The organism is Streptomyces lacaronensis (genome assembly GCF_047337785.1).
Taxonomy (GTDB): Bacteria; Actinomycetota; Actinomycetes; order Streptomycetales; family Streptomycetaceae; genus Streptomyces; species Streptomyces lycopersici.
In genome coordinates this window covers 9008993-9029799 of record NZ_JBLHDK010000003.1, presented here as the reverse complement: position 1 = coordinate 9029799, position 20807 = coordinate 9008993, and the positions used below count along the sequence as shown (strand labels likewise).

General features: G+C 69.1%; 15 protein-coding genes. 7 read left to right on the top strand and 8 right to left on the bottom strand.

Going from position 1 to position 20807, the window contains the following annotated elements:
- Nucleotides 1-103: 103 nt before the first annotated feature.
- Nucleotides 104-1870: a proteasome ATPase gene (arc, locus tag ACMTAK_RS38965; RefSeq protein WP_044582154.1), complete on the bottom strand. Its 1767-nt coding sequence runs from the start codon at nucleotides 1868-1870 to the stop codon at nucleotides 104-106.
- Nucleotides 1871-2127: 257 nt separating this feature from the next.
- On the opposite strand from arc, the gene ACMTAK_RS38960 reads away from it, so the two are divergent.
- Nucleotides 2128-2418, top strand: coding sequence for a ferredoxin (locus ACMTAK_RS38960; protein WP_413810511.1), 291 nt, complete (start codon nucleotides 2128-2130; stop codon nucleotides 2416-2418).
- Nucleotides 2419-2436: 18 nt separating this feature from the next.
- Here ACMTAK_RS38960 and ACMTAK_RS38955 read toward each other — a convergent pair whose 3' ends face one another.
- From ACMTAK_RS38955 to ACMTAK_RS38945, 3 genes are all read right to left on the bottom strand, one after another.
- The gene (locus ACMTAK_RS38955; RefSeq protein ID WP_413810510.1) at nucleotides 2437-3024 is read right to left on the bottom strand and encodes a hypothetical protein; all 588 of its coding nucleotides are present in this window, start codon (nucleotides 3022-3024) and stop codon (nucleotides 2437-2439) included.
- A gap of 174 nt (nucleotides 3025-3198) precedes the next feature.
- On the bottom strand, nucleotides 3199-4182 hold the full coding sequence (locus ACMTAK_RS38950) for a tRNA (adenine-N1)-methyltransferase (RefSeq protein ID WP_413810509.1): 984 nt from the start codon (nucleotides 4180-4182) through the stop codon (nucleotides 3199-3201).
- A 49-nt stretch (nucleotides 4183-4231) separates the two neighbouring features.
- A complete protein-coding gene (locus tag ACMTAK_RS38945) occupies nucleotides 4232-5482 on the bottom strand; it encodes a site-2 protease family protein (RefSeq protein WP_413813135.1) in 1251 nt (416 codons plus the stop codon).
- A gap of 129 nt (nucleotides 5483-5611) precedes the next feature.
- Between ACMTAK_RS38945 and ACMTAK_RS38940 the strand changes: the two genes are divergently transcribed.
- Nucleotides 5612-6523, top strand: a complete 912-nt coding sequence (locus ACMTAK_RS38940) for a RecB family exonuclease (protein WP_413810508.1) — start codon at nucleotides 5612-5614, stop codon at nucleotides 6521-6523.
- Nucleotides 6524-6684: 161 nt separating this feature from the next.
- A complete protein-coding gene (locus tag ACMTAK_RS38935) occupies nucleotides 6685-7356 on the top strand; it encodes a response regulator (RefSeq protein WP_262704383.1) in 672 nt (223 codons plus the stop codon).
- Nucleotides 7357-7406: 50 nt separating this feature from the next.
- Here ACMTAK_RS38935 and ACMTAK_RS38930 read toward each other — a convergent pair whose 3' ends face one another.
- The 4 genes from ACMTAK_RS38930 to metH all read right to left on the bottom strand — a co-directional run bounded on the left by ACMTAK_RS38930 (nucleotide 7407) and on the right by metH (nucleotide 15356).
- The gene (locus ACMTAK_RS38930; RefSeq protein ID WP_413810507.1) at nucleotides 7407-9002 is read right to left on the bottom strand and encodes an ABC transporter substrate-binding protein; all 1596 of its coding nucleotides are present in this window, start codon (nucleotides 9000-9002) and stop codon (nucleotides 7407-7409) included.
- A gap of 52 nt (nucleotides 9003-9054) precedes the next feature.
- Entirely contained in the window at nucleotides 9055-10653 is a 1599-nt protein-coding gene (locus tag ACMTAK_RS38925) for an ABC transporter substrate-binding protein (RefSeq protein WP_413810506.1), read from the bottom strand.
- A gap of 338 nt (nucleotides 10654-10991) precedes the next feature.
- Nucleotides 10992-11693 carry an HAD family hydrolase gene (locus tag ACMTAK_RS38920; protein ID WP_413810505.1) on the bottom strand — a complete coding sequence of 234 codons (702 nt, stop codon included), beginning with the start codon at nucleotides 11691-11693 and terminating at the stop codon, nucleotides 10992-10994.
- Nucleotides 11694-11852: 159 nt separating this feature from the next.
- Nucleotides 11853-15356, bottom strand: a complete 3504-nt coding sequence (metH, locus tag ACMTAK_RS38915) for a methionine synthase (RefSeq protein WP_413810504.1) — start codon at nucleotides 15354-15356, stop codon at nucleotides 11853-11855.
- Nucleotides 15357-15592: 236 nt separating this feature from the next.
- Between metH and ACMTAK_RS38910 the strand changes: the two genes are divergently transcribed.
- The 4 genes from ACMTAK_RS38910 to ACMTAK_RS38895 all read left to right on the top strand — a co-directional run bounded on the left by ACMTAK_RS38910 (nucleotide 15593) and on the right by ACMTAK_RS38895 (nucleotide 20628).
- Entirely contained in the window at nucleotides 15593-16357 is a 765-nt protein-coding gene (locus ACMTAK_RS38910; protein ID WP_413810503.1) for an IclR family transcriptional regulator, read from the top strand.
- 275 nt (nucleotides 16358-16632) lie between these two features.
- Nucleotides 16633-17430, top strand: a complete 798-nt coding sequence (locus tag ACMTAK_RS38905) for an MIP/aquaporin family protein (RefSeq protein WP_413810502.1) — start codon at nucleotides 16633-16635, stop codon at nucleotides 17428-17430.
- Between the two features lie 33 nt (nucleotides 17431-17463).
- On the top strand, nucleotides 17464-19011 hold the full coding sequence (gene glpK, locus ACMTAK_RS38900) for a glycerol kinase GlpK (protein WP_413810501.1): 1548 nt from the start codon (nucleotides 17464-17466) through the stop codon (nucleotides 19009-19011).
- A 3-nt stretch (nucleotides 19012-19014) separates the two neighbouring features.
- Nucleotides 19015-20628: a glycerol-3-phosphate dehydrogenase/oxidase gene (locus tag ACMTAK_RS38895; RefSeq protein ID WP_413810500.1), complete on the top strand. Its 1614-nt coding sequence runs from the start codon at nucleotides 19015-19017 to the stop codon at nucleotides 20626-20628.
- The last annotated feature ends 179 nt before the right edge of the window (nucleotides 20629-20807 follow it).

Genomic DNA, 20807 nt, shown 5'->3' with positions numbered 1-20807 from the left:
ATTGCTCCGGTCGGGCTCGTAGGACTCATACGAAGAATGCGGTCCGAAAAGCGCATCCGGCTGCGGATGCCCCGTCCAGGACATCCGCAGCCGGACCGCGCTGTTACAGGTACTGACCGGTGTTCGCCACCGTGTCGATGGAGCGTCCGGTGTCCGCGCCCTGCTTTCCGGTGACCAGGGTGCGGATGTACACGATCCGCTCGCCCTTCTTACCGGAGATCCGGGCCCAGTCGTCCGGGTTCGTGGTGTTGGGCAGGTCCTCGTTCTCCTTGAACTCGTCCACGCAGGCGGCGAGCAGATGGGAGACGCGAAGGCCCTTCTGGTTGTGGTCCAGGAAGTCCTTGATGGCCATCTTCTTGGCGCGGTCCACAATGTTCTGGATCATGGCGCCGGAGTTGAAGTCCTTGAAGTAGAGGACTTCCTTGTCGCCATTGGCGTAGGTGACCTCCAGGAAGCGGTTCTCCTCGGACTCGGTGTACATCTGCTCGACCACCGACTGGATCATCCCGCCGATCGCGGCCTTGGGCGACTGGCCGTGCTCGGTGAGGTCGTCCGTGTGGATGGGCAGGGACTCCGTCAGGTACTTCGAGAAGATGTCCTTGGCGGCCTCGGCGTCCGGACGCTCGATCTTGATCTTCACATCGAGGCGGCCGGGGCGCAGGATCGCGGGGTCGATCATGTCCTCGCGGTTGGAGGCACCGATGACGATCACGTTCTCCAGGCCCTCCACACCGTCGATCTCGGAGAGCAGCTGGGGGACGATGGTGTTCTCCACGTCCGAGCTGACCCCGGAGCCACGGGTGCGGAAGAGGGAGTCCATCTCGTCGAAGAAGACGATGACGGGCGTGCCCTCACTGGCCTTCTCCCGGGCCCGCTGGAAGACCAGCCGGATGTGCCGCTCCGTCTCGCCGACGTACTTGTTGAGCAGCTCGGGGCCCTTGATGTTGAGGAAGAAGCTCTTCCCCGCGGGCTTGCCGGTCACCTCGGCGACCTTCTTGGCAAGGGAGTTGGCCACGGCCTTGGCGATCAGCGTCTTACCGCAGCCGGGCGGGCCGTACAGCAGCACACCCTTGGGCGGCCGCAGTTCGTGCTCCTTGAAGAGGTCGGGGTAGAGATACGGGAGCTCGACCGCATCGCGGATCAGCTCGATCTGGTTTCCCAGACCGCCGATCTTGTTGTAGTCGATGTCCGGCACCTCTTCGAGGACGAGCTCCTCGACCTCGCTCTTCGGTACCACCTCGTAGACATAGCCGGACCGGGGCTCGAGCAGCAGGGCATCACCGGGCCGGATGGTGGTGCTCAGCAGCGGCTCCGCCAGCCGCACCACCCGCTCCTCGTCGGTGTGCCCGATCACCAGGGCGCGCTCGCCGTCCTCAAGGACTTCCTTGAGGGTGACGATGTCCCCGGCGCGCTCGAACTCCATGGCCTCGACCACGTTGAGCGCCTCGTTGAGCATGACCTCCTGGCCGCGCTTGAGGTCGTCGAGCTCGACGCTTGGGCTGACATTCACCCGGAGTTTACGTCCCCCGGTAAAGATGTCCGCCGTACCGTCCTCGTTCGCCTGCAGAAAGGCTCCGAAACCGGCCGGCGGCTGTGCAAGCCGGTCGACCTCCTCCTTGAGGGCCACGATCTGGTCGCGGGCCTCACGGAGTGTGTTCGCGAGCCGCTCGTTCTGTGCGGAGACTCCCGCCAGATTGGTCTGCAGCTCGACGATCCGCTCTTCGAGAATCCTCGTATGACGCGGAGAGTCGGCGAGCTTGCGGCGCAGGACGGCGATTTCCTGCTCGAGATAGGCAACCTGGCCGGCAGGGTCATCAGACCCCCGCCCCGGCCGGATGCCGCGGTTGATGTCGTCGTCGTGGGCTGCCACGGTCCTCACCTCCTCCAAGGGGAGCTGGACGCTTCCTGACCCTACCTGGGCCGGTGCGGGTTGAAACCCCTAGATCACAAACCCGGTCGGCGTGTGTCCGATCTTCACCCTTGCGCACTCCCTCACGCCAGGTGAATACCCACCCAACAACATCGGAAAGCGAGCGGTTGTATCGTCGACACGGTCAACACCCGTCAGGGCTGGCGATATTTAGACAATGTTGAATCGCGTATCGAAGGAACAGGAGGGGGCACACCGTGCGGAACGAGGAGCTCGGCGGTCTTGAGGTCTGGATCGACCAGGATCTGTGCACCGGGGACGGCATCTGCGCCCAGTACGCTCCCGAGGTCTTCGAACTCGACATTGACGGTCTAGCTTACGTCAAGAGCGCCGACGATGAGCTGCTACAGGACAAGGGCGCGACCACCCCGGTCCCCCTGGCCCTGCTGACCGAGGTCAGGGATTCCGCCAAGGAGTGCCCCGGCGACTGCATCCATGTACGCCGCGTCACGGACCGGGTCGAGGTCTACGGACCCGAAGCGGAGTGACCCACCGCGAGTAACCGCTCACACACTCCCTGGGACCGGCAGCGCCTTCAGTACGAACTTTCCGTCCCGCCACTGCCAGTTGACCTTGCGCTGCAGATCCGGACAGCACCGCGGAACCTTGGCCGACGAGTATCCCAGCAACGTGGCCGAAACCCTCTTTCCGCGTACCGCGAAATCGCTGATGCTCATCCCTTCCCTCGGATCCACGAAGGTGGCCACCACGCGGGGCGCGGCGCCCGCGCGGCCGGTCGGCTGGGAGAGCACATAGACGCCGCTGGGCGGGGTACCGAAAGCGGTCGGGCAGCGCACCACGGCGACGGTCTCCGGCCGCCCGTCACCGTCCAGGTCCGCCGAGCCCCGGTCGATGACGTCGGGCCGGGCCCGTCCGCAGTTCATCGGATAGTCCGCGGCGCGGGGGTCGGGGGCCTTGGCAGCCGGAAGCCCTCCGGTGCCCGGCGCGGAGGCGGTGGTGGACGTGGTGGCCTTGGCGTCGGAGGGCTGGAAGAACGACCCTCCGGCGATGACGGCGGCCACGGCGGCCGCGGTCGCCACCCAGTGCACCGGACGGGGTTGGGTGTGCGCGAGATCCGGGCCCAGAGGCTGCACGCGGGATGACTCCATGTGAGGGGCTGAGGCGGGAGATGACCCGCATGGTGCCACATCTCACAGGGGCGCGGCCACCGCCCTCACACGAGGAATTCGGTGGCCGCGCCGAGTCGTTGTGGCGCCGGTCTCCGCCAGGCGGGCCTCAGCCGGCTGCCGGACGGGCCCCTGATGGCGTCAGACGTCGCCGGAGGGGGTGTCCTGGCCGCCGGAGGGGCGCCTGTCGCCTCCTGAGGCGTCCGTGGCACCGGTGTCCTTGGCGGTGCCGGTCTCCTTGGCGGTGCCCCAGCCCACGTAGTCCTCGCCGTAGGCGCCCTTGGCGGGCCTGCGGCGGCGCATCGGGGGCTCCACACCGTCCGCGAGCCGGCGGGCGGTGAGCAGGAAGCCGGTGTGGCCGATCATGCGGTGGTCGGGCCGTACCGCCAGGCCCTCCACGTGCCAGGTGCGCACCATGGTCTCCCAGGCCGACGGCTCGTTGAAGGTGCCGTGCTCGCGGATGGCCTCCACGGTGCGGGCGAGCTGAGTGGTGGTGGCGACGTACGCGCACAGGATGCCGCCGGGGACGAGCGCCTTGGACACCGGCTCCAGGCACTCCCAGGGGGCGAGCATGTCCAGGATCACGCGGTCCACGTCGGTGTCGCTGAGGTTGTCCTGGAGGTCGCCGACGGTGAGCCGCCAGGCGGGGTGCGGGGCGCCGAAGTAGCGCTCGACGTTCTGGGCGGCGATCTCGGCGAAGTCGGCCCGGCGCTCGTAGGAGTGCAGCATGCCCTGGTCGCCGATGGCCCGCAGCAGGAAGGTGGAGAGCGAGCCGGAGCCGACGCCCGCCTCGACGACGCGTGCGCCGGGGAAGATGTCGGCCATCGCCAGGATCTGCCCCGCGTCCTTGGGGTAGACCACGGCGGCACCGCGTGGCATGGACAGGACATAGTCGGGGAGCAGGGGGCGCAGCGCGAGATACGCGACGTTTCCCGTGGTGCGCACGACGGTTCCCTCGGGGGCGCCGATCAGCTCGTCATGGGGGAAGGATCCCTTGTGGGTGTGGAAGTTCTTCCCGGACTCGAGCGTGAAGGTGTAGTGGCGTCCCTTGGGGTCGGTGAGCTGGACCTGGTCCCCGACCTGGAAGGGCCCGCGACGGCGGGCGGCACCGGTCGGTTCGGACATGTGAACAGCCTACCGGGCACTTCGCCGTGCCCGGACCACGCCCGGGGCCTCAGGAGCGGCCCGAGGGGGTCCTGGCCATGGCCGCCACGAAGGCACGCTCGACATCGGCCGTGGAGAGCACCCCGTAGATCTCTCCGGTCTCCTCGACGACCAGGTACTCGGTGGCGGGGGTGGCGCGCAGGGTGTCCAGTAGTTCCTCGCCGGTGAGCTCGGCGGAGACCCGCATACCGTCCTTGAGGTCCTGGGCGAGACCGCTGACCGCGACCCAGGGGCGGCGGTGCTCGGGGATCCCCACGATGGCCGCCTCGCGCACCACGGCGGTCGGGGCGCCGTGACCGTCCACCACGACCAGGGCGCGGGCCCCCGCCTCGTTCGCCCGGCGCAGGGCCTCGGAGAGCGGGGTGTCGGCCGCCACGGGGACGGCGCGCCGGGTGAGCGTACGGGCGCGCAGGTCCGGCAGCCGCTCCCGCAGCCGGGCCATCCGCAGGCTGTTGCCCGCGCCGGTCCAGATGATCGCGGCGAGTATGGCGGCCAGCAGCGCGTCGGTGAGCGAGTCCACGCTGCCGAAGCTCTTGGGTTCCTCGCCGAGCCCGCCCGCCTGGGTGAGCAGCGGGAGCCCGACGAGCACCGCGACGGCGAGCGCGCGGCCGCTCCAGGCGGCGGCGACGGTGCCGGTCATGGGCCTGCCGCTGATCTTCCAGACGACCGCCCGCAGCATCCGCCCGCCGTCCAGCGGCAGCCCGGGCAGCAGGTTGAACGCGGCCACGATCAGGTTGGAGATCATCAGCCCGGCGAGCAGCACCCCGGGCACCGTGCCGGGTTCCACGACCATCATGCCCAGGTAGAACACGCCCGACAGGACCAGGGAGAGCAGCGGGCCGACGAAGGCGAGCACGAACTCCCGGCCGGGGGTCTCGGTCTCCTTCTCGATCTCCGAGACCCCGCCGAAGAACTGCAGCTGGATGCGGCGCACCGGCAGCTTGAAGCGGAGCGCGGCCACGGTGTGGGCGAGCTCATGCACCAGCACCGAGGCGTAGAAGGCCACCGCGAAGAAGAGCGAGACCAGATAGCGGGCCGCGCCGAGCTCGGGCAGCACCCGGTCGAGCTGGCCGCCGAAGACCCAGGTGATGAGGGCGGCGACCAGGAACCAGCTGGGCGAGACGTACACCGGCACGCCGAAGGGCCGGCCCATGAGAATGCCGCCGCCCACGTCGCGCGGGCGCGGCTGCTTGCCGCCCTCGGGCTCGGTCGCGCGGTCCGATTCCCCGTTGTCGGACTGCCGCTGCCCGCTGTTGTCCACGGTGTCCCCTCGTCGGATGCTCGGTCGCACCCTTCTTTTTGATACGGTCCCCACGATCATGCAGTGCCGGGGGCTCGAACGTCGATGGTATGCGTCCGGCTGTCGGTGGCGGGTCGTAGGGTCTTCGCCATGGGAACCACCACGGGAACCACCACCGGGAAGGCCGAACCCTCCGACGGGCCACCGAAGTCCGGCCCCGCCGCCTCGTTGTCACCCTCACGGGCGGCCGATTTCATGCGGTGCCCGTTGCTGTACCGCTTCCGAGTGATCGACAAACTGCCGGAGAAGCCCAGCGCGGCGGCCACCCGCGGCACGGTGGTCCACGCGGTGCTGGAGCGGCTCTTCGACGCCCCGGCCGACGACCGCACCGCCCCGCGGGCCCGTTCGATGGTGCCGGGCGAGTGGGAGCGGCTGCTGGCGGCCAAGCCGGAGCTGGCGGAGCTGTTCCAGGAGGAGGACGGCGCTCCGGCGCCGGACCGGCTGGCCGAGTGGCTGACGGGGGCCCAGACGCTGGTGGAGCAGTGGTTCTCGCTGGAGGATCCGACCCGTCTGGAGCCCGCTGAGCGCGAGCTGTTCGTGGAGACGGAGCTCGACTCCGGGCTGACGCTCCGTGGAATCATCGACCGGATCGACATCGCTCCCAGCGGTGATGTGCGGATCGTGGACTACAAGACGGGCAAGGCTCCCGCGCCGCAGTACGCGGGCGAGGCCCTGTTCCAGATGAAGTTCTACGCCCTGGTGCTGTGGCGGCTGCGCGGAGTGATCCCGCGGCGGCTCCAGCTGGTCTATCTGGGCAGCGGGGATGTGCTGACGTACGACCCGGAGGAGCGGGATCTGCGGGCCGTGGAGCGCAAGGTGCTGGCCCTGTGGGAGGCGATCCGGCTGGCCACGGAGACCGGCGCCTTCGTGCCCCGGCAGACCAGGCTCTGCGGCTGGTGCGACCACCAGGCACACTGTCCGGAATTCGGGGGTACGCCGCCGCCGTATCCGCTGGCGGTGGTGCCGCGAGCAAGACAAGAGGTGCCGCGAAGCGCCCCCTGAGGGTGGTGGTGGGTGACGGGCGGGACAAGAGGTGCCGCGAAGCGCCCCCTGAGGGTGGTGGTGGGTGACGGGCGGGACAAGAGGTGCCGCGTAGCGCCCCCTGAGGGTGGTGGTGGGTGACGGGCGGGCAGAATGGACGCGGTCTAGGAGAAGGAGTTCCCGTGGCGATCCGCGTCCTACTGGTCGATGATCAACCGCTGCTGCGCACCGGCTTCCGGATGATTCTGGAGGCGGAGCAGGACCTGGCGGTCGTCGGTGAGGCCGGGGACGGTCTGCAGGCCCTCGATCAGGTGCGGGCGCTCCAGCCCGATGTGGTCCTGATGGACATCCGGATGCCGCGGATGGACGGCGTGGAGGCGACCCGTCAGATCACCGGCCCGGGGCGGGACGGCCCGGCCAAGGTGCTGGTGCTGACCACCTTCGACCTGGACGAGTACGTGGTGGAGGCGCTGCGCGCCGGGGCCAGCGGCTTCCTGCTGAAGGACGCGCCCGCCACCGAACTGGTGCAGGCCATCCGCGTGGTGGCGGCGGGCGAGGCGATGCTGGCGCCCAGCATCACCCGCAGGCTGCTGGACAAGTACGCCGGGCATCTGCCGTCGGGCGAGGAGCCGGTGCCGGACACCCTGCACACGCTGACCGAGCGCGAGGTCGAGGTGTTGAAGCTGGTGGCCCGGGGGCTGTCCAACGCGGAGATCGCCGCCGATCTGTTCGTCAGCGAGACCACGGTCAAGACGCATGTGGGCCATGTGCTGACCAAGCTGGGGCTGCGCGACCGGGTGCAGGCCGCCGTCTACGCCTATGAGAGCGGGCTGGTCCGCCCCGGCACGCAGTAGGCGTACCGGGGCGGCTCGGGGTGCTTCCGGCCGATCGGCCGGTAGCACCGTCAGCCGTCGGACGACTTGCCGATCTCCCAGAAGCGGAAGACCGTCGAGGAGTCGAGGGTCCACTGCAGCCCGGTGATGTCGTCCCGGGCCACCGCGTACTGCTTGCCCTGCCACAGCGGGAGCATCGGCACCTCGTCGGCGATGATGTCCTGGATCCGCTGGAAGTCGCCGACCGTGGCCTCACGGCTGGGCTGCTCGGCGGTGGCGGGGATGAGCTGCGCGGTCAGCCGCGGCGAGGTGTAGTGGTTGGCCAGGACATTGCCGGCGCCGAAGAACGGGGCGACGAAGTTGTCCGGGTCCGGGTAGTCGGGCACCCAGCCCTTCACATAGACGCCGTACTTCCCTCCGGCGACGCCCTTCTCGTACGCGGCGACGTCCGCGCTCTTCACATCGACGTCGAACAGCCCGCTGGCGTTGAGCTGCTCGGCGATCCGGCGCAGGCCCGGGACGGTGCCGGGGCCGTAGCGGATCGGGGTGCCCCACAGGGTCAGCTTGACCTTGCCGGTGATCCCCTCGTCCCGCAGCGCCTGCTTGGCCTTCTCGGGCTGCGGGCGGTCGCCGTACTTGTCGTAGAAGGCGGTGTTGTGGCCGGTGATACCGGCCGGGACCACTGAGTACAGCGGTTCGGCGGTGCGCTTGTAGACGTCCCGTACCAGGGTGGAGCGGTCGATGAGGTACGCCATGGCCTTGCGCACCCCGAGCTTGCCCGCCACCGGGTCCTTCATGTTGAAGACCAGGTGCTGGACCTCGGCGCCGGTGCCCTCGACCACGTTCAGGCTCTTGCCGCCGCCGAGGCTCTGCGCCTGGAGGTCGGCGAGGTCGCGCATGGCCAGCCCGCGGTAGGCGAGGTCCACATCGCCCTTCTGCACGGCGGACTTCAGCCGCGCCTGCCCGCCGTGGAAGAACTTCAGGGTCAGCCCGGAGTTCTTCGGCTCGGCGGGTCCCTGGTAGCCGCCGTTGACGGAGAAGTCCGCCTCGTCCTTGGTGAAGGAGTCCAGCTTGTAGACGCCGGAGCCGACCGCCTTGTGGTCCGTGCGCAGCTTGTCGGCCGGGTACTCCTCGTGGTCCACGATGGACCCGGCGCCGGAGGCGATCTTCTGCGGGAAGGTCGCGTCGGAGTCCTTCAGATGGAAGACGACGGTCCGTTTGTCCGGGGCGTCGATGCTCCCGATGGAGGTGAGCATCAGCGCCGGGCCGTTGGGGTCATTGATCCGCTTGGTGCGCTCGAAGGAGTACTTGACGTCCTCGGAGGTGAGCGGATGGCCGTCGGTGAACTTCAGGCCGTTCTTCAGCGTGCAGGAGTAGACCCGGCTGGTGTTGTCCTTGAAGGAGCACTTCTCCGCCGCCTCCGGCTGCGGTGTGGTGCTGCCCTTCGGGAAGCTCAGCAGCGACTGGAAGACGTTGTTGAACAGCAGCCAGGAGCCTGGGTCGTAGCCGGACGCCGGGTCGGTGGCGAGCACCTCGTCCGACATCCCCATCACCACGTGCTCGCCGGTGCCCGCCGCGTCCCCGTCCTCACTGCCGCAGCCGGTGAGCAGGGCGGCGGCCAGTCCTGCCCCGAGGGGAGCTGCCAGCCACTGATCACGTTTCCTCAACGGTATTCCTCACACGCTCGACGTCTTCGTATCCGACCCCCGTAAGTCGTTCTCAGTCGCCCTTGCCGAGCTCCCACAGCTGGAGCATGGTCGAGGAGTCGAAGGCGTACTCGGCGCCCGTCACGTTCCCGCGGGCGGCCACGTACGTGTTGCCCTGCCACAGCGGAAGGTAGGGCACATCGCTGGCGACGGCGTTCTGGATGGACTGGTAGTCCTTGTCGGCGAGGCTGCGCTGGGCCTCCTGCCGGGTCTTGGGGATCAGCTCGTCCTGGATGGTCGTGTTGCTGTAGGGCGAGTTGAGGAAGTTGTCCTTGGTGAGGAACGGCGCGGTGTAGCTGTCGGGGTCCGGGAAGTCGGGGAGCCAGCCCATCCCGGAGGCGGAGAACTGGCGCTTGATGAGCGCGGGCCGGAAGTCCCGCCAGGGGTAGCCCTTGATCTTGACGGAGAACAGTCCGCTGCCGTTGAGCTGCTTGCGCAGCTCCTTGAACTCCCCGGCCGTCTCCGGACCGTAGTGGTCGGTGGTGTAGGTCAGCGTCAGCTTCACCGGGGTGCTGATACCGGCCTCGCTCAGCACGCGCCGGGCCTCCTTGGGATCCGGGTCGCCGTACTCGTTGTGGAACGAGTTGATGTGCGAGGAGATGCTGGTGGGGATCATCGAGTAGAGGGGCTCGGCGGTCCGCTTGTACACATCGCGCACCAGCGCCTGGCGGTCCACGAGATGGGCGATCGCCTGCCGGACCGCCTTGTTCTTCACCACCGGGTCGGAGGTGTTGAACACCAGGTAGCGGATGCCCTGGCCGGAGGACTCGAAGAGGCGGACGCCCTTGATCTCGCCCTTGTTGAGCTTGTCGATCTGCTCGGGCGAGAAGCCGCGGTGGACCAGGTCGATGTCGCCCTTGACCAGCGCCTTTTCCATGGTCGAGGCGGAGTCGTAGAACCGCATCTCCACCTTGCCGGCCTTCGGCTCGACATCGCCCTTGTAGTGGGAGTTCTTGGTGAAGACGACCTTCGTCAGCCGGTTGTCGCGCACCTCGGTCTTGGCGCTGTACGGGCCCGAGCCCGTCATCTCGAAGCCGTTGCGCAGCGCGTCGGGCTTGTAGACCTCGCTGTCCAGGATCGCGGCGGCCGGGGTGGTGAGCTTCGACGGGAAGGTCGCGTCCGGCTGCGAGAGATGGATGACGATCTCACGGTCGCTGGGAGTTTCGATCTTGTCCACGTTGGACAGCAGGGACTTGGTGCCGTTGGGGTCGTCGATGCGCAGCACCCGCTCGAGGGAGAACTTGACGTCCTTCGAGGTGAGGTCGTGGCCGTTGGAGAACTTCAGCCCCTCGCGCAGCGTGCAGCGGTATTGCTCGCTCTGTCTGTCCTGGAAGCCGCATTTCTCGGCCGCGTCGGGTATCGGCTCGGTTCCCGAGCGGGGCAGCCGCATCAGCGTCTGGAAGGCGTTGTGCAGCACGCTCCAGGACGCGAAGTCGTAGGCCAGGGCGGGATCCAGCGGCGCGGGCGCCGCCTTCGACGCCTCTATGCGGTCCGTGCTGCCCAGGACGAGCGTCTTGCCGTCCGAGCCCGAGCCGTCGGTACCACCGCACGCGGCGAGCGTGGAGATCAGGAGGCCGGCCACAGCCGGCAGCACCAGCGACTTGCGCGTCATTGTCGGGAGTCTCCCTGCCATCGATCAACTACTCGCGACGAGATTAGTCCGCGGCGCCAGTGATACTCGGACACAACGAAGTTGAGGCGATATCACGCCCCGATAACGAGCGATCATCGACCGATATCCGGACGTGGCCGCGATTCGTACGCCATGCCACCAATCCGGACACAAGGGCTCACCCAAATCGCACCAGACGGGACGCGCGACAGACAGCCATCGCATCCGTCCACGGCATATGCAGTGATAAACATCACGTTCCGTTGTCGCCAACGGAACGTGAAAATTCCGCCCGCGCTATTCAGTTTGCAATTTACAGGAATACGCTCGGTGCCCGATCAGTGCACCGCCGTGACCAGGGTGCGCAGGAAATCGAGATCGACTTCTTCGAGCGAGCCGATGACCGTACGCCCCGCCACGGGCTCGATCGGCACCACGGACGGCACCGCGACCACCCGGCACCCGGCCGCCTCCGCGGCCCGTACGCCCGTCTCGGTGTCCTCGATGACCACGCACCGCCCCGGCTCCGCGGCCAGCCCGGCCGCGGCGAGCAGATAGGGGTCAGGATGCGGCTTGGTCCGCTCGACCTCGTCGCCCGCGACCGTCAGGGCGAAGTGCTCCGGGCCGAGCGAGCGCAGGACGCGGTCCATCACCCGCCGGTGGGAGGCGGAGACCAGGGCGGTGGGGATACCGTGCGCGGCCAGCTCGGTGAGCAGCCGGTGGGCGCCGGGCAGCATCGGCACACTGCCGTCGATCAGCTCGGTGAAACGGCTGTTGAGCAGGCCGGTGAGCTCGGCGAGGGCGATCTGGGCGCCGGTGGCCTCGATCAGGAACTGGGCGCTGCGCGACATCGGACCGCCCACCACGACCTGGCGGTACTCCTCGGCGAGGGCGTGCCCCAGCTCGGCGAAGATGGAGACCTCCGCGTCCCACCAGATGCCCTCGGTGTCGACCAGGGTGCCGTCCATGTCGAGCAGAACGGCTTGCAGGGCCGAGCCTTCGGCCGTACGGGTGTCGACGGCGGGGATGCTGCTGGTCATCCAAACACCTCCGGATAAGGGGCACGAAGGCCGGCCCCCTTCCGCTGACGGGAAGGCGACCGGCCTCTACCGGATCGACCAGTCTACGTCGCGCCGCGCCGACGCGCCCGGTGAGCGCCCAAGGCGGTCACAGAAGGCCGCCGGAGGGCTGCCGCGCGTCTACCGCGCGTTGAAGTACTTCGCCTCCGGGTGGTGGATCACGATGGCGTCCGTGGACTGCTCGGGGTGGAGCTGGAACTCCTCCGAGAGCTTCACCCCGATCCGTTCCGGCTCCAGCAGTTCGGCGATCTTCGCGCGGTCCTCCAGGTCGGGGCAGGCGCCGTAGCCCAGCGAGAAGCGCGCGCCGCGGTACTTCAGCGCGAACATGTCCTCGATGCCACCGGGGTCCTCCCCGGCGAAGCCCAGCTCGGCGCGGACCCGGGCGTGCCAGTACTCGGCCAGCGCCTCCGCCAGCTGGACGGACAGGCCGTGCAGCTCCAGGTAGTCGCGGTAGGAGTCGGCGGCGAACAGCTCGGCGGTGGCCTCGCCGATCTTCGAGCCGACGGTGACCACCTGAAGGCCGACCACGTCGGTCTCGCCGGACTCCTCCGGGCGGAAGAAGTCGGCGAGGCACAGCCTGCGGCCGCGGCGCTGGCGCGGGAAGGTGAAGCGGGTGCGCTCGCTGCCGTCCTCGTTCAGCAGGACCAGGTCGTCGCCCTTGGAGACGCACGGGAAGTAGCCGTAGACGACGGCCGCCTCCAGCAGGTTCTCGGTGTGCAGCTTGTCGAGCCAGCCGCGCAGCCGCGGACGGCCCTCGGACTCCACCAGCTCCTGGTAGCTCGGCCCGTCGCCGGTACGGGCCTCCTTGAGCCCCCACTGGCCCTTGAACAGCGCGCCCTCGTCCAGCCAGGACGCGTAGTCGATCTGCTGGATGCCCTTGACCACGCGGGTGCCCCAGAAGGGCGGGGTGGGCACCGGGTTGTCGGTGGCCACGTCGGACCGGGACGGGCCCTCCGGCTCCGGCTCGGTCACGGACACGTCCCGCTTGGGCACCCGGCGCTGCTTGAGCTCGGGGAGCGTGGCGCCGGGCACGCCGCGCTTGACGGCGATCAGGGCGTCCATGAGGCGCAGCCCCTCGAAGGCGTCGCGGGCGTAGCGCACCTCGCCCTCGTAGATCTCGTGCAGATCCTGCTCGACATAGGCCCGGGTGAGCGCGGCGCCGCCGAGGATCACGGGGAACCGGGCGGCCAGCTTGCGCTGGTTGAGCTCCTCCAGGTTCTCCTTCATGATCACCGTGGACTTCACCAGCAGCCCGGACATGCCGATCACATCGGCGCCGTGCTCCTCGGCGGCCTCCAGGATCGCGGAGACCGGCTGCTTGATGCCCAGGTTGACGACGTTGTAGCCGTTGTTGGACAGGATGATGTCCACGAGGTTCTTACCGATGTCATGGACGTCGCCGCGGACGGTGGCGAGCACGATGGTGCCCTTGCCCTCGTCGTCCGACTTCTCCATGTGCGGCTCCAGATGGGCGACCGCGGTCTTCATGACCTCGGCGGACTGGAGGACGAACGGCAGCTGCATCTGGCCGGAGCCGAACAGCTCGCCGACCACCTTCATGCCGTCCAGCAGCGTCTCGTTGACGATGTCGAGGGCGGGGCGCTCCTGGAGGGCCTCGTCGAGGTCGGCCTCCAGGCCGTTGCGCTCGCCGTCGATGATGCGGTGCTTGAGGCGCTCCTCCAGGGGCAGCGCGGCCAGTTCCTCGGCCTTGCCCGCCTTGAGGGACTTGGCGGTGGCGCCCTCGAAGAGCCCCATCAGCTTCTGGAGCGGGTCATAGCCCTCGGCACGGCGGTCGTAGATCAGGTCCAGGGCGGTCCGGACCTGCTCCTCCTCGAACCGCGCGATCGGCAGGATCTTGGAGGCGTGCACGATCGCCGAGTCCAGGCCCGCCTTGACGCACTCGTCGAGGAAGACGGAGTTGAGCACGATCCGGGCGGCCGGGTTGAGGCCGAAGGAGATGTTGGACAGGCCCAGCGTGGTCTGGACGTCCGGGTGGCGCCGTTTGAGCTCGCGGATCGCCTCGATGGTGGCGATGCCGTCTTTACGGGACTCCTCCTGACCGGTGCAGATGGTGAAGGTCAGGGTGTCGATGAGGATGTCCGACTCATGGATGCCCCAGTTGCCGGTCAGGTCGGCGATCAGCCGCTCGGCGATCTCGACCTTCTTCTCCGGCGTGCGGGCCTGGCCCTCCTCGTCGATGGTCAGCGCGATGAGGGCGGCGCCGTGTTCCTGGGCCAGCCGGGTGACCTTGGCGAACCGCGACTCGGGGCCGTCCCCGTCCTCGTAGTTGACGGAGTTGATGACCGCGCGTCCGCCGAGCTTCTCCAGCCCGGCCTGGATGACGTCGACCTCGGTGGAGTCCAGGACGATGGGGAGGGTGGAGGCGGTGGCGAACCGCCCGGCCAGCTCCTCCATGTCCGCGACGCCGTCCCGGCCCACGTAGTCCACGCACAGGTCGAGCAGATGGGCGCCCTCGCGGATCTGCTCGCGGGCCATCTCCACGCAGTCGTCCCAGCGGGCCTCCAGCATGGCCTCGCGGAACTTCTTGGAGCCGTTGGCGTTGGTGCGCTCGCCGATGGCCAGGTACGAGGTGTCCTGGCGGAACGGCACGGTCTGGTAGAGCGAGGCGGCGCCGGGCTCGGGGCGCGGGGTGCGCTCGGTGGGGGTCAGCTCGCGGACCCGCTCGACGACCTGGCGCAGATGCTCGGGCGTGGTGCCGCAGCAGCCGCCGACCAGGGAGAGCCCGTATTCGCGGACGAAGGTTTCCTGGGCGTCGGCCAGCTCGCCGGGGGTGAGGGGGTAGTGGGCGCCGTCCTTGCCCAGCACCGGGAGGCCGGCGTTGGGCATGCAGGACAGCGGGATCCGGGAGTGGCGGGCGAGGTGGCGCAGGTGCTCGCTCATCTCGGCGGGGCCGGTGGCGCAGTTGAGGCCGATCATGTCGATGCCGAGCGGTTCGAGGGCGGTGAGCGCCGCGCCGATCTCGGAACCGAGCAGCATGGTGCCGGTGGTCTCGACGGTGACCGAGCAGATCACCGGAAGGTTGGCGCCGGTGGCGTCGAGGGCGCGGCGGGCGCCGATGATCGAGGCCTTGGTCTGCAGCAGGTCCTGGGTGGTCTCCACCAGGAGGGCGTCCGCGCCACCGGCGATCATGCCTTCGGCATTGGCCTGGTAGGCGTCGCGGAGGGTGGTGTACGGGGCGTGGCCGAGGGTGGGCAGCTTGGTGCCCGGGCCCATGGAGCCGAGCACCCAGCGCCGGCGTCCGTCGGCCTCGAACTCGTCGGCGACCTCACGGGCGATCCGGGCGCCGGCCTCGGAGAGCTCGTGGACGCGGTGGGAGATGTCGTACTCGCCGAGCGCCGCGTGGTTGGCGCCGAAGGTGTTGGTCTCGACGCAGTCCACACCGACGGCGTAGTACGCCTCGTGGACCGAGCGGACGATGTCCGGGCGGGTGATGTTGAGGATCTCGTTGCAGCCCTCGAGCTGCTGGAAGTCGTCGAGACTGGGCTCCTGCGCCTGGAGCATCGTCCCCATCGCGCCGTCGGCGACCACCACGCGGGTGGCCAGCGCTTCGCGGAGCGCCTCGGCTCGGGCGGCGGATGTGGGCGATGGCGTATGAGAGGCCATGGATGTGCTCCCTGGAGTGCGACGGCTGTCGGCTTTGCGCCCTCCCCGGGGACGGCGCACCACGCCAGGGTAGCTGCCAGTGGTCATTTCACGATGGTCGTTCCATCAGCCGGGATGAGCACGGCCGATCGGGCACCCCGCGGTCCGTCGATCGCCGACACGCGGCGCCTGGTACCACGCAGTCGACATGGACCGATAGTGTTCAGCATTGTCGAACCGCAGTCAGGAGGTTGGCGATGGCCCGGAACATCCAGTCGTTGGAGCGCGCCGCCGCGATGCTACGCCTGCTCGCCGGTGGTGAGCGACGTCTGGGACTGTCCGACATCGCCTCCACCCTGGGGCTGGCCAAGGGCACCGCACACGGCATATTGCGCACCCTCCAGCAGGAGGGCTTCGTGGAGCAGGACGAGGCGTCCGGCCGCTATCAGCTCGGCGCGGAGCTGCTGCGCCTGGGCAACAGCTATCTGGACGTGCACGAGCTGCGCGCCCGCGCCCTGGTGTGGACCGACGACCTGGCCCGCTCCAGCGGCGAGAGCGTGTACCTGGGCGTGCTGCACCAGCAGGGCGTGCTGATCGTCCACCATGTCTTCCGGCCGGACGACAGCCGCCAGGTGCTGGAGGTCGGCGCCATGCACCCGCTGCACTCCACGGCCCTGGGCAAGGTGCTCTCCGCCTACGACCCGGTCGCGCACAGCGAGGTGGCCGAGGGCGACCGTAAGGCGTTCACGCCCCGCACGGTGACCGGGGAGCGCGAGTTCGAGGGCGTGCTGGACCTGACCCGGGCGCGCGGCTGGGGCTGCGACGTGGAGGAGACCTGGGAGGGCGTGGCGTCCGTCGCGGCGCCCATCCACGACCGGCGCCGGCTGCCCGTGGGCGCGGTGGGGATAACGGGCGCGGTCGAGCGGGTGTGCGAGGACGGGGAGCTGCGCTCGGAGCTCGTGGCCGCCGTACGGGACTGTGCGCGCGCCGTCTCCCGGGATCTGGGCGCCCTGCGTTTCTGAATCGCGCCAACGCGGGTGGATCTGCCCCCATGTCCCCGCATGACCTGCTTCATCACGGTTTCACATACGCGCGATTTTTCCTTCACACGACCCTTGACGGGGTCTTCAGCGTGAAGAAAACTGCCGTTCATCGGTCGGCATTGTCGAACACCTGACGACAATATTCGCTATGGTGGACTCGCCGCGGGCCGACCAACGCCCTCCCACGAGGGCGCGGACCACCGGACAGCCCCGGGGGTTCGCCTTCCCCTGGACGAAGGACAAAGGAGTCGCGGGTGTCCAGCTCCGACATCTTCATCGGCGAGACCATCGGTACCGCCGTTCTCATTCTGCTCGGCTGCGGTGTCGTCGCCGGCGTTGTCTTGAAGCAATCCAAGGCGTTCGAGGCCGGGTGGGTCGCCATCACCCTCGGGTGGGGCTTCGCCGTGCTCACCGGCGCCTATATCTCCGCACCGCTCTCGGGCGCGCATCTCAACCCGGCGGTGACGGTCGGCCTCGCCATCGAGGGCGGCGTCGAGTGGAGCAAGGTGCCCATCTACTTCCTCGGGCAGATGCTCGGCGCGGTGATCGGCGCCTCGCTGGTGTGGCTCGCCTACCTCGGCCACTTCCACGCCCATCTCACCGACCGCGAGATCGTCGGCGGACCGGGCGCCCAGGACACGGCGGCGGCGGACCGGCAGCAGCAGGCCACCGGCGCCGGCCCGGTGCTGGGCATCTTCTCCACCGGCCCGGAGATCCGGAACGTCGGTCAGAACCTCGCCACCGAGATCATCGCCACGGCCGTGCTGGTGCTCGCCATCCTCACCCAGGGGCTCAACGGCGACGGCAAGGGCCTCGGTGTCATCGGCGTCATGATCACCGCGTTCGTGGTGGTCGGCATCGGCCTCTCGCTCGGCGGCCCGACCGGTTACGCCATCAACCCGGCGCGTGACCTCGGCCCCCGGATCGCCCACGCCCTCCTGCCGCTGCCCAACAAGGGCGGCTCGGACTGGGGCTATGCCTGGATCCCGGTCGTCGGCCCGCTCATCGGCGGCGCCATCGCCGGCGGGATCTACGAGATCGCCTTCGCCTAGTCCACCCCACCACTCGCAGGAGAGCAGCAGATCATGACCGACACCCACACCACCAGCGCCTCGTCCCACGGCCAGGGACCGTTCATCGCGGCCATCGACCAGGGCACCACCTCCAGCCGCTGCATCGTCTTCGACCGCGACGGCCGCATCGTCGCCGTCGACCAGAAGGAGCACGAGCAGATCTTCCCCAAGCCCGGCTGGGTGGAGCACAACGCCACCGAGATCTGGGAGAACGTCAAGGAGGTGGTCACCGGCGCCATCACCAAGGCCGAGATCACCGCCGCCGACGTCAAGGCGATCGGCATCACCAACCAGCGCGAGACCACCCTGCTGTGGGACAAGAACACCGGTGAGCCGGTGCACAACGCCATCGTCTGGCAGGACACCCGCACCGACGCCCTCTGCCGCGAGCTCGGCCGCAACGTCGGCCAGGACCGCTTCCGCCGCGAGACCGGCCTCCCGCTGGCCTCCTACTTCGCCGGTCCCAAGATCCGCTGGCTGCTCGACAACGTCGAGGGGCTGCGCGAGCGGGCCGAGGCGGGCGACATCCTCTTCGGCACCATGGACTCCTGGGTCATCTGGAACCTGACCGGCGGTGTCAACGGCGGCGTGCACGTCACCGACGTCACCAACGCCTCCCGCACCCTCCTGATGAACCTGCACACCCTGGACTGGGACGAGAAGATCCTGTCCTCGATGGACATCCCGGCCGCCGTGCTGCCGCGGATACGCTCCTCCGCCGAGGTCTACGGGCACACCGCCCAGGGCGTCCTGGCGGGCGTGCCGGTGGCCTCCGCGCTCGGCGACCAGCAGGCGGCCCTGTTCGGCCAGACCTGCTACTCCGAGGGCGAGGCCAAGTCCACCTACGGCACCGGCACCTTCCTGCTGATGAACACCGGCGAGAAGCCGGTCAACTCCTACAACGGGCTGCTGACCACCGTCGGCTACCGGATCGGCGACGAGAAGCCGGTCTACGCCCTGGAGGGCTCGATCGCGGTCACCGGTTCGCTGGTGCAGTGGATGCGGGACCAGATGGGCCTGATCAACAGCGCCGCCGAGATCGAGACCCTCGCGAGCTCGGTCGAGGACAACGGCGGCGCGTACTTCGTGCCCGCCTTCTCGGGTCTGTTCGCCCCGTACTGGCGGTCCGACGCGCGCGGTGTGATCGCGGGCCTGACCCGCTACGTCACCAAGGCGCACATCGCCCGCGCCGTGCTCGAGGCCACCGCCTGGCAGACCCGCGAGATCGTCGACGCGATGACCAAGGACTCCGAGGTCGAGCTCACCTCGCTCAAGGTCGACGGCGGTATGACCTCCAACAACCTCCTGATGCAGACCCTCTCGGACGCCCTGGACGCACCCGTGGTGCGCCCGATGGTCGCCGAGACCACCTGCCTCGGCGCCGCCTACGCCGCCGGTCTCGCCGTCGGCTTCTGGCCGGACACCGACGCCCTGCGCGCGAACTGGCGCCGGGCGGCCGAATGGACCCCCCGAATGGACGCGGACGTCCGCGACCGCGAGTACAAGAGCTGGCTCAAGGCCGTGCAGCGGACCATGGGCTGGATCGAAGACGAGGAGTAATCAATGACCACCCTGCAGAGCGTTCCGTCCTCCCTCGGAACGCACCCGGCTGCCGGTTCGAACCCGAGCCGAGCCGAAACCCGGGAACAGCTCTCCAAGGCGACGTACGACCTCCTGGTGATCGGCGGCGGAATCCTGGGCATCACCACTGCCTGGCACGCCGCGCAGTCCGGGCTGCGGGTGGCGATGGTGGACGCCGGTGACTTCGCCGGTGCCACCTCCTCGGCCTCCTCCAAGCTGCTCCACGGCGGCCTGCGCTACCTCCAGACGGGCGCGGTCAAGCTGGTCGCCGAGAACCACTTCGAGCGGCGCGCGGTCTCCCGTACCGTCGCCCCGCACCTGTCCAACCCCCTCACCTTCTACCTGCCGGTCTACAAGGGCGGCCCGCACGGCGCGGCCAAGCTGGGCGCGGGCGTCTTCGCCTACTCGGCGCTCTCCGCGTTCCGTGACGGCGTGGGCCATGTGATCGGCGCCGAGCGGGCCGCGCGCGACGTCCCCGAACTGCGCACCGAGGGCCTCAAGGCGGTCGCGGTCTATGGCGACGGCCAGATGAACGACAGCCGCATGGCCCTGATGACGGTCCGGGCGGCCGTGGAGGCGGGTGCCACCGTCCTCAACCACGCCGAGGTCATAGGCCTGCGCAAGAACGACGGCCGGGTCGCCGGAGCAGAGCTCAGGGACCGCACCGACGGCACCGAGTTCGGTGTCGGCGCCCGTCTGGTGCTCAACGCCACCGGCCCCTGGGTGGACCATCTGCGCCGGATGGAGGACCCGGGCGCGGCGCCGTCGATCCGGCTGTCCAAGGGCGCGCACCTGGTCCTCAAGCGCACCTCCCCCTGGCGGGCGGCGCTGGCCACCCCGATCGACAAGTACCGCATCACCTTCGCCCTCCCCTGGGAGGACATGCTGCTGCTCGGCACCACGGACGAGGAGTTCGAGGGCGACCCGGCCGATGTCGCGGTCAACGAGGCGGACATCTCCCAGATCCTGGACGAGGCCGCCTTCTCCATCCGCGACCAGCAGCTCTCCCGCGATCTGATCACCTACTCCTTCGCGGGTCTGCGGGTGCTGCCCGGCGGCCCGGGCGACACCGCCAAGGCCAAGCGGGAGACCGTGGTCACCGAGGGCAAGGGCGGGATGCTCTCCATAGCCGGCGGCAAGTGGACCACCTTCCGCCACATCGGCCGCACCGTGATGCAGAAGCTGGCCGAGTTGCCGGGCCGTCCGCTCGCCGACGACATGGAGCCGGTCAAGCTGCTGCCCCGGCACATGCCGCTGCCGGGCCTGGCCAATCCGCACGCCGTCGAGCACCGGCTGCTGGTGGACGGCGGTACCCCCGGCCCGCGCATGGCCGCCGACACCGCCCGCCATCTGGCGACCCACTACGGCTCGCTCTCCTTCGACATCGCCCGGCTGGCCGGCGGCGACCCGGCGCTCGCGGAGCGGATCCACCCGGACGCCCCGGAGATCTGGGCGCAGGTCGTCTACGCCCGGGACTACGAGTGGGCACGCACGGCGGATGACGTCCTGCGCCGCCGCACCACCCTGACCATCCGCGGCCTGGACTCCGAGGACATCCGGAGCCGGGTCGAGGATCTGCTGGCCAAGCGACCCTGACCCCCGCGGGGCCGCCTTCCCAGGTCCGGGCGGCCGGGTGCGAGGAAACGTCTTCTCACCCGGCCGCCCGGACTGCTGGTTTGAGGCGGCAATCAATTCGAGGAGGTGGTGCGCAGGGAGGCGCCCAGCAGGCTCTGGAGCTGAGATCTCGCTAACTCGTCGTGCGCGAAGGGCAGTTG